The 9,530-nt window shown below is 50.3% G+C and carries 9 protein-coding genes and 1 pseudogene; 3 read left to right on the plus strand and 7 right to left on the minus strand.

The genetic code is table 11. From position 1 onward, the window contains the following. Window positions 1-144: 144 nt before the first annotated feature. The 3 genes from sul2 to FTU13_RS16865 all read left to right on the plus strand — a co-directional run bounded on the left by sul2 (window position 145) and on the right by FTU13_RS16865 (window position 1,821). Window positions 145-960, plus strand: a complete 816-nt coding sequence (sul2, locus tag FTU13_RS16855; protein ID WP_001043260.1) for a sulfonamide-resistant dihydropteroate synthase Sul2 — start codon at window positions 145-147, stop codon at window positions 958-960. Window positions 961-1,046: 86 nt separating this feature from the next. After that, the gene (locus FTU13_RS16860) at window positions 1,047-1,295 is read left to right on the plus strand and encodes a phosphoglucosamine mutase (protein WP_071830581.1); all 249 of its coding nucleotides are present in this window, start codon (window positions 1,047-1,049) and stop codon (window positions 1,293-1,295) included. Between the two features lie 61 nt (window positions 1,296-1,356). Continuing rightward, window positions 1,357-1,821 (plus strand): ATP-binding protein, encoded by a 465-nt coding sequence (locus FTU13_RS16865; protein WP_071830580.1) that lies wholly within the window; start codon window positions 1,357-1,359, stop codon window positions 1,819-1,821. Between the two features lie 73 nt (window positions 1,822-1,894). Here the strand turns inward: FTU13_RS16865 and mph are convergent, their stop codons facing one another. The 7 genes and pseudogenes from mph to FTU13_RS16910 all read right to left on the minus strand — a co-directional run. Then, complete coding sequence (mph, locus tag FTU13_RS16870) at window positions 1,895-2,782, minus strand: Mph(E)/Mph(G) family macrolide 2'-phosphotransferase (RefSeq protein WP_071830579.1); 888 nt, start codon at window positions 2,780-2,782, stop codon at window positions 1,895-1,897. Between the two features lie 673 nt (window positions 2,783-3,455). Beyond that, on the minus strand, window positions 3,456-4,949 hold the full coding sequence (locus tag FTU13_RS16880; RefSeq protein ID WP_001120888.1) for an IS91-like element ISVsa3 family transposase: 1,494 nt from the start codon (window positions 4,947-4,949) through the stop codon (window positions 3,456-3,458). A gap of 210 nt (window positions 4,950-5,159) precedes the next feature. Beyond that, on the minus strand, window positions 5,160-5,384 hold the full coding sequence (locus tag FTU13_RS16885; RefSeq protein WP_000743213.1) for a hypothetical protein: 225 nt from the start codon (window positions 5,382-5,384) through the stop codon (window positions 5,160-5,162). After that, the gene (locus FTU13_RS16890; protein WP_001366550.1) at window positions 5,381-6,118 is read right to left on the minus strand and encodes a recombinase family protein; all 738 of its coding nucleotides are present in this window, start codon (window positions 6,116-6,118) and stop codon (window positions 5,381-5,383) included. Before FTU13_RS16890 ends, FTU13_RS16885 begins: the two co-directional genes overlap by 4 nt. Before the next feature lie 148 nt (window positions 6,119-6,266). After that, a complete protein-coding gene (locus tag FTU13_RS16895) occupies window positions 6,267-7,433 on the minus strand; it encodes a tetracycline-inactivating monooxygenase Tet(X3) (RefSeq protein WP_024160783.1) in 1,167 nt (388 codons plus the stop codon). A gap of 189 nt (window positions 7,434-7,622) precedes the next feature. Further along, window positions 7,623-8,288 carry a tyrosine-type recombinase/integrase gene (locus FTU13_RS16900; RefSeq protein ID WP_015060916.1) on the minus strand — a complete coding sequence of 222 codons (666 nt, stop codon included), beginning with the start codon at window positions 8,286-8,288 and terminating at the stop codon, window positions 7,623-7,625. 284 nt (window positions 8,289-8,572) lie between these two features. Continuing rightward, a pseudogene (locus FTU13_RS16910) lies at window positions 8,573-9,403 on the minus strand (IS91-like element ISVsa3 family transposase); the annotation flags it as partial. Window positions 9,404-9,530: the final 127 nt, after the last annotated feature.

Genomic DNA, 9,530 nt, shown 5'->3' on the forward strand with positions numbered 1-9,530 from the left:
TGTTCCATTTTAGAGATTTGTTTAAGATAAGATATAACTCATTGAGATGTGTCATAGTATTCGTCGTTAGAAAACAATTATTGTGACATTATTTCAATGAGTTATCTATTTTTGTCGTGTACAGAGATTATTATAGAAGCCCCCATGAATAAATCGCTCATCATTTTCGGCATCGTCAACATAACCTCGGACAGTTTCTCCGATGGAGGCCGGTATCTGGCGCCAGACGCAGCCATTGCGCAGGCGCGTAAGCTGATGGCCGAGGGGGCAGATGTGATCGACCTCGGTCCGGCATCCAGCAATCCCGACGCCGCGCCTGTTTCGTCCGACACAGAAATCGCGCGTATCGCGCCGGTGCTGGACGCGCTCAAGGCAGATGGCATTCCCGTCTCGCTCGACAGTTATCAACCCGCGACGCAAGCCTATGCCTTGTCGCGTGGTGTGGCCTATCTCAATGATATTCGCGGTTTTCCAGACGCTGCGTTCTATCCGCAATTGGCGAAATCATCTGCCAAACTCGTCGTTATGCATTCGGTGCAAGACGGGCAGGCAGATCGGCGCGAGGCACCCGCTGGCGACATCATGGATCACATTGCGGCGTTCTTTGACGCGCGCATCGCGGCGCTGACGGGTGCCGGTATCAAACGCAACCGCCTTGTCCTTGATCCCGGCATGGGGTTTTTTCTGGGGGCTGCTCCCGAAACCTCGCTCTCGGTGCTGGCGCGGTTCGATGAATTGCGGCTGCGCTTCGATTTGCCGGTGCTTCTGTCTGTTTCGCGCAAATCCTTTCTGCGCGCGCTCACAGGCCGTGGTCCGGGGGATGTCGGGGCCGCGACACTCGCTGCAGAGCTTGCCGCCGCCGCAGGTGGAGCTGACTTCATCCGCACACACGAGCCGCGCCCCTTGCGCGACGGGCTGGCGGTATTGGCGGCGCTGAAAGAAACCGCAAGAATTCGTTAACTGCACATTCGGGATATTTCTCTATATTCGCGGTTCAGCAGGCATGTCCCCTTTGAGGGCGACCCGACGACAGGATAATCGACCTTATGGTGCGCAAATATTTCGGCACAGACGGTATTCGTGGCAAAGCCAACGAAGGCGCGATGACGGCGGAAACCGCCTTGCGCGTCGGCATGGCGGCTGGCCGTGTCTTTCGTCGCGGTGACCACCGCCATCGTGTCGTGATCGGCAAGGATACGCGCCTGTCGGGCTATATGCTTGAACCCGCGCTCACAGCCGGTTTCACCTCGATGGGCATGGACGTATTCCTTTTTGGCCCGCTGCCGACAACGTAATAGGAAGAATAAACGCCCTTTTCACCCAAGTCCAAATTAATTTGCCGATTCCATAATCAGGGTGTATTACAATTCCATAGAGTTTTTCAATCCAGGTGGTTTAGCTGATAACTTAACGATTGATCAGCTTCTTCGTGAAGATTACTCGCCATGGGCGCGCAATAAAAGGATATCTGCCACGTTCAAAGAAGCGCATTTTATTGAAAAATATGGGTCAGGCATCAAACGAATCCAAGAAGGCTTCGCATCCTATGGTCTGCGTCCCCCTGTCTTTGAAAATTTCCAGCACGGTTTTCGAGTTATTGTCTCATCAAAGCTACTTTTCGAATCTAATGAGGGAGTAAGTGAGGGAGTAAATCTACTATTTAATCAGATAAGAACTAATCCAGGAAAGCGTGCACCATTTTTAGTAAACGAGCTATTAGTTCCTGTCAAGATAGTAGAGCGGTGGCTCAAAATCTTAAGAGATGATCATAAAATCGAGTTTCGAGGAGCTCCTAAAAGTGGAGGATACTGGCTAAAATAGAAATCAATGATACTCTTAAGTGGCACCAATCGAACTCCTATTTTAGCATTTAAAAAAGTATCCTCACATCATTTTATTGAACAATACCTAAGGCTGCTCTGGCGGCATTGATATGATTATCGTCGTTGCACTCTACCGCAAAAGCGCCATATGCTAATGGAGCTGCAGCAGCCCTCTCTATAGATTGTTCGTAGAGCCTATCCCATATCGTTCCGCCTTGTTTAGCATACTCCGTTATCAAACTCTTCAGGCTATCCTCTCCAAAAACCGATACGTGACCAGAAAAGTCCAGTGCAGGATCACCCATATGCGCAGTAGACCAATCTATGATACCAGAGGTCTTACCTTCCTTCGAGGTTAAGACATGCCCTGCATAGAGATCGCCATGGATGAAACAAGTGAATTCAGGCCACAAAGGGTCATTGTCCAACCATCTACGGTATCTGTTTTCCAACGGCTCGCTGATACCTATCTCAGATTTCACCAAGTGGATACGGTCAGCTATTTCGGTCCTCAATTCACTTGGAGTCATTATTTTCAAGTTGCTCTTTCTCACATCGTCAGCTGTAATACGATGTAATTCGGCCAATGATTTTGCCAGAGACTCCACATAAGCTATGCTATCGCGATCTATGTTCCAAGAAACCTCATGTGTTATCGCATCGAATGTCAGAGCAGGCGCATCCTCCAGTAAAGGGTAGGCTATTAGGCGCTCCGATACAATTTTCCAATCAGGGACATTGATCGACAGGTTTCTTTTGGCTAAATCCAATATTCTACTTTCATTTTCGATTTGTTCAAGCATATCGCTTCTTCGAGGTATACGGAGTACCCAGTTCTCACCGTTTACTTCCTTTACAAAGGCAACTCTAAAGTCGATGCCCATCTCATTGACGCTCATCTCTTCCGAAATTCTCAGCCCATGCTCTAGGGCTAATGTTTGCATATCTTCGATTGTCATTTCTATACTGTTTTCTTTTATTAAATTGGTACCAGTTCCCCCGACAGGACATTCTGAATGTCATATACAGGTGTAACACTTTACCCATATTCTTTTCGTATGGATAACACTTCCCATCAGGGAACAAAAATCTGATACATGAATTAATTGTGAGACAGTAGACCTACTGTCGCATTGAAGCCATCTCGGCGACTATTTGATTAGGAAAACCAAGGCTTTGCCATCATAGCCTTATCATAGAAGTATAACATAGTTGTAAAGATAGAAAATTATTTTTTATTCATCCATGATGTTATTATTTTATAATAACATCATCTAAACATGTCCTGTCGCTCTTTTGTGCTGTGATATTTCATACCTATTAACTGCTTTCGTTTGAATTATACGACGTTCTACTCACAATAGGGCAAGGGTTACTCATTCCGTAGGATGCGGTTCACGTATAGGAAGAATAAACGCCCTTTTCACCCAAGTCCAACAGCTTTGGACCGCAGTTGACTCTTTCGACACCCCTGCGATGCAACCCAATCCGGCTGACGGGGAGCCAGCAACGCTGAAAATTTACCCTCCTCTTTCCCACTAGCGGCTCCTTTTCCGACAACCAGCACGGCGGATCCCTGCCGCGGCGCTGTGAACGCAGCATTTTGATTGGTATCGTTGGCCTTCAGGCTCGTCAGTCAAACAGACCCAGGAGCAGCTCAGCCGGTGGCGCCCGGCTTTCGGGTAACGCCCTGGTCCCGCTGGTTTCGGCTTTGTGCTTCAGGTGATCAAGGATCTGCTTGATCACTATAGGGTCTTCAATGCAGGCGATGACTTTCATGGCGCCGCCGCAGCCGCTGCAGGTCTCGATGTCGATATTGAAAACACGCTTGAGCCGTTGCGCCCATGTCATCGACGCTCGCCGTTGTGCTGGTGTTGCCGGTTCATCAGCCACCCTGACCTTGTTGCCCCTGCCCCGTTTTGCCGGCGTGACCAACGCCCGGTGCCGACTGTTGGGTGCGAACACCCCGTGGAAGCGGGTTAGGTTGACTCTGGGCTTCGGTACCAGGGCGGCCAGCCTTGCAATGAAATCCAATGGTTCGAAAATGACGTGCGTGGTGCCGTCCCGGTACGGCGTCTTGAGCTGGTAGCGCACGTTGCCGCCTCGTGTTAACGACAGCCGCTTCTCGGATACCGCCGGGCGGCTGATGTACCGGCACAGCCGTTCGAGCTTCTTGCGTTCATCGGCCCTGGCCGCCACGCCGGCGTGCAGGCTGGACCCGGCTACCTTGCCAATCCCGTCACCGAACGGATCACCACTGGTCGGCAGAGTTTGCAAAGTGAACACCTTTCGCCCCGCCTGTGAACCGACAGCGATACGGTAAGTGATCGAGTGCCCCAGCAGGGGTGTCATCGGGTCGTCATCCACCGCATCCGAGGCCAGATAGCTGTTTTCGACATCCCGTTCCAGCAGGCCTTGCCGTTCCAGATAGCGACCCACCCGGTGGGCGATGGTGTGCGTCAGCTGGGTGAGCTCTGGGCTGGTCGGCGCCTTGACCCAGCGGAAACGCGCTGAGCCGTGGGATTGCTCGACATACACACCGTCGAGAAACAGCATGTGGAAGTGAACATTCAGATTGAGCGCCGATCCAAAACGCTGGATCAGGGTGACCGCGCCCGTCTTGGCCACTTGGTGGGTATGGCCCGCTTTCTTGACCAGGTGCGTGGCAATGACGCGGTAAACGATGCCCAGCACCCACCCCATGATCTCGGGCCGGCTGGCAAACAGGAAACGCAGCTGAAACGGGAAGCTCAACACCCACTGACGCATGGGTTGTTCAGGCAGTACTTCATCAACCAGCAAGGCGGCACTTTCGGCCATCCGCCGCGCCCCACAGCTCGGGCAGAAACCGCGACGCTTACAGCTGAAAGCGACCAGGTGCTCGGCGTGGCAAGACTCGCAGCGAACCCGTAGAAAGCCATGCTCCAGCCGCCCGCATTGGAGAAATTCTTCAAATTCCCGTTGCACATAGCCCGGCAATTCCTTTCCCTGCTCTGCCATAAGCGCAGCGAATGCCGGGTAATACTCGTCAACGATCTGATAGAGAAGGGTTTGCTCGGGTCGGTGGCTCTGGTAACGACCAGTATCCCGATCCCGGCTGGCCGTCCTGGCCGCCACATGAGGCATGTTCCGCGTCCTTGCAATACTGTGTTTACATACAGTCTATCGCTTAGCGGAAAGTTCTTTTACCCTCAGCCGAAATGCCTGCCGTTGCTAGACATTGCCAGCCAGTGCCCGTCACTCCCACTCGATTGTAAACAAGCACACAAAACCCTTTAGTGACAACAATTTGCAAGAACTATCAGGCTCAGTGCCATGAAAAATACCATGACCAGATCATGAGGTTGAACACGGCTTGCGCCGGCAGCGTTCACGCTCCTGGTCGGCGATCTCGCCCGGCTGCAATGCTAGCTCAGCATCGGTCATGCGCTCCAGCACGTCGCGTAGGCGGATGGTGCAAGGAATGGGCGGCAGCTCGAACTCATAGCCGCCGGCGATCATTTCGGCCGCAATCTCCTCGGTGATGAAAAACGGCTCGTCGTCTTGGTTCGGCTTCTTCATGCCCTTTCCTCCTGGCGCTCATCCTGGCCGACAGCGGCCAGGGCATCGGCTTCCGTCAATGCGTCCTCCACGAACGCGCCGTGCTGCTTCGCTTCGGCCTGGCTGACCTCGGCCCATATCCGTTTCACCTGGGCCGCACTGTACCCGGCCAGCTCGGCGGTCTTGTTGATGCTGTAGCCGGACTTGCGCAGCGCGACAACTTGGGCGCGGCGCTTCGGATCAGCACGGCGGCCCTTGTACCGCCCGGCCTGGCGGGCCAACTCAATGCCTTGGCGCTGGCGTTCGCGCCTGTCCTCGTAGTCGTCGCGGGCCATCTGCAAGGCCAGGCGAAAAAGCATGATCTGCACGGCTTCCAGCACGATCTTGGCGACGCCCTGGGCCTCGGCCGCCAGGTCGGATAGATCGACCACGCCAGGGACGGCCAGGCGTGCGCCTTTGGCCTGTATCGAGGCCACCAGGCGCTCGGCCTCGGGCAAAGGTAGGCGGCTGATGCGGTCGATCTTCTCGGCAATGACCACCTCGCCGGGCTGTAGGTCGCCGATCATGCGCAGCAGCTCAGGCCGGTCGGCGCGTGCGCCGGATGCCTTCTCACGGTAGATGCCGGCGACGTAGTAGCCGGCGGCCTTCGCGGCCGTAGTGATCGCCTCTTGGCGTTCCAAGTCCTGCGCGTCGGTGCTGACGCGCAGATAGACCCGCGCCACCATCGGCGCGGCTACTGGCTTCGTCCTGCGCATACTTGCGGGCTCCTTTGGGCATACTCAAATGCACCCATCTTAAACTGGCAGCTAATGTACAAAAGTTGATAGAAGCACACAAGTTCAATTTTGCACTTCTGCCCCACTATTGCAAAACTGCTTGTTAGTAGCCGTTTTTTCTTACTGTTTATAGATTCAATAATTTTTGAAACGAAAAATTGGGACTAAACATTTCGGTTTCGTTTTCTGTCGATTCGTCCTGCGTATCTTTTGCATAAACAAACATTTGTTGTTCGTAGTTTTCGATGGCATTTTCAATACTTGTAAATTCTCCGTTTGTAAGGTTTTCAGACAATATCAAAGCATCCAATAATCCCGTATTTACACCCTGTCCTGCAAAAGGCGACATCAAATGAGCAGCATCGCCAATCATTGTTATGGGTAATGGACGGTTACTTTTCCAATCATTGTTCAAAGGAAATTTCCTTGTGGGCAAGCATTGAAATGTTGATACCGAACGTATTAATTGTTTGTAAACTTCACTCCATTTGGAAAATCTTTTCAATAAAAAATCGGCAACGCTGTTTCTGTCCTGAAAATCTAAGGGAATTTTATTTTTCCATTCATCGGGCGTTTTAAAACTAATTCCTAAATACAATGCACCATTATTATTGGGATTGGCAAACAATAAAATGCCCTGATGTCCCGCCATTAATCGGTTGCCGTTGCATAGCTGAAAAAATCCGGGACAGTTTATTTCCGGTTGAAGAATATCAGCTTGGATGTTGAAAGTACCGGTTTCTTCAACTTGCGTGTCGGTAACAAAGCTCCTTATTTTCGACATTCCACCATTGGCAAGAATAACCAAATCTGCTGTTTCACTCGGTTTATTCTCAAAAGTTAGTGTCCACTTCTTCTTACCAGGTTCAAGCATAACAAGTTTTCTATCCCAAATAACCGTGTCGTTTTCTAAACTATTCAACAAGATAGCCCTTAAGTCATTTCTGTTTATTTCAGGATTGTCAAATCGATTTTCGGGCTTTACATTTTTTGTGGATAAAATATTGCCTTTTTCATCAGCAATATTTACACCCATTGGTAAGGCTAAGTCATAATAAGTTTGTAACAATCCCGCTTTTTTCATTGCTTCCTGACCTGAACCTTTGTGTAGGTCAAGGGTTCCACCAAAAATTCTTGCCTCTCGGTCGTTGTCTCTTTCGTAAACTGAAACGTCTATGCCGTTTTGCTGTAATAATTTTGCCATAGTCAGTCCAACGGGTCCACCACCAATTATTGCAACGTTCTTATCACTAAGTAAATTCATTTGTTTGTCCGTATCTATTCGCATTGTCATTCAAAAATGGCACATAACAAGTGGCTATACGCCAAATGGCGTATATATCCACTATATCTTATTTTGCTAAACCTTTCATTATCAGTGACAAATCCGTTTTCAACCGTTTACCGTTCGTTTCTACTCTCTCAAAAGGATTTATATTCATAGTGCTTTTTGTTAAGTTTTGCTCAAATATACAAATCCTTTCTATATATCTAACAAATCCATCGGACTTTTTAATTGTTCCATTCCCTTGGTGGTAATATGTGTATAAACCTCAGTTGTTTTACTGCTTGAATGACCTAACAACGATTGAATATAACGTAAACTCGTACCATTCTCAAGCAAATGCGTTGCAAAGCTATGTCGTAAGGTATGTACAGTAACTTCCTTTTGAATCTTTGCTTTTAAAACAGCTGCTTTAAAAATGTTTTGAATACTTCGGCTTGAGTATGCGCCACCTTTTTGACCTTCAAATAAATAATCTTTTGGTTTATATTCCATAAAGTATGTTCTTAAAATAATTAATGTTTTCTCAGATAAAATGGTATAACGATCTCTTTTTCCTTTTGACTGTTCTATACGAATTTGCATGCGCTTGGAGTCAATGTCTTTTATTTTCAGGTTTATACATTCAGAAATGCGCAAACCTGCCGAATAAATAGTCATCAGAATAGCCTTGTGTTTCACGTTTTCAATAGCGCGTAGTACCCGAATGGTTTCTTCTTCACTCATCACAACAGGAAGTGTTTTTTCTTTTTTTGGTCTTTCGATGAAATATGTTTTCCGTTGTCCACCCAAAACACGTTCGTAATAAAACTTAATCGCATTGATTGCCTGGTTTTGATAAGATATTGAAACTTTTCGCTCCATAACCAAATGTCGGAGAAATGATTGTATATGTCCTTCATTCAATCGATCGACGTATAGGAAGAATAAACGCCCTTTTCACCCAAGTCCAACAGCTTTGGACCGCAGTTGACTCTTTCGACACCCCTGCGATGCAACCCAATCCGGCTGACGGGGAGCCAGCAACGCTGAAAATTTACCCTCCTCTTTCCCACTAGCGGCTCCTTTTCCGACAACCAGCACGGCGGATCCCTGCCGCGGCGCTGTGAACGCAGCATTTTGATTGGTATCGTTGGCCTTCAGGCTCGTCAGTCAAACAGACCCAGGAGCAGCTCAGCCGGTGGCGCCCGGCTTTCGGGTAACGCCCTGGTCCCGCTGGTTTCGGCTTTGTGCTTCAGGTGATCAAGGATCTGCTTGATCACTATAGGGTCTTCAATGCAGGCGATGACTTTCATGGCGCCGCCGCAGCCGCTGCAGGTCTCGATGTCGATATTGAAAACACGCTTGAGCCGTTGCGCCCATGTCATCGACGCTCGCCGTTGTGCTGGTGTTGCCGGTTCATCAGCCACCCTGACCTTGTTGCCCCTGCCCCGTTTTGCCGGCGTGACCAACGCCCGGTGCCGACTGTTGGGTGCGAACACCCCGTGGAAGCGGGTTAGGTTGACTCTGGGCTTCGGTACCAGGGCGGCCAGCCTTGCAATGAAATCCAATGGTTCGAAAATGACGTGCGTGGTGCCGTCCCGGTACGGCGTCTTGAGCTGGTAGCGCACGTTGCCGCCTCGTGTTAACGACAGCCGCTTCTCGGATACCGCCGGGCGGCTGATGTACCGGCACAGCCGTTCGAGCTTCTTGCGTTCATCGGCCCTGGCCGCCACGCCGGCGTGCAGGCTGGACCCGGCTACCTTGCCAATCCCGTCACCGAACGGATCACCACTGGTCGGCAGAGTTTGCAAAGTGAACACCTTTCGCCCCGCCTGTGAACCGACAGCGATACGGTAAGTGATCGAGTGCCCCAGCAGGGGTGTCATCGGGTCGTCATCCACCGCATCCGAGGCCAGATAGCTGTTTTCGACATCCCGTTCCAGCAGGCCTTGCCGTTCCAGATAGCGACCCACCCGGTGGGCGATGGTGTGCGTCAGCGGCACTGTTGCAAATAACCACGAATGGTAAGCTGAAGACTGTTTTAGCTAAAGGTGCAGCATATGAATCCTTTCCATGGTCGGCATTTTCAGGGCGAAATCATTCTTTGGGCTGTGCGCTGGTATT

This window comes from Acinetobacter sp. YH12064, assembly GCF_013419735.1.
In the GTDB taxonomy this organism is placed as follows: Bacteria; Pseudomonadota; Gammaproteobacteria; order Pseudomonadales; family Moraxellaceae; genus Acinetobacter; species Acinetobacter amyesii.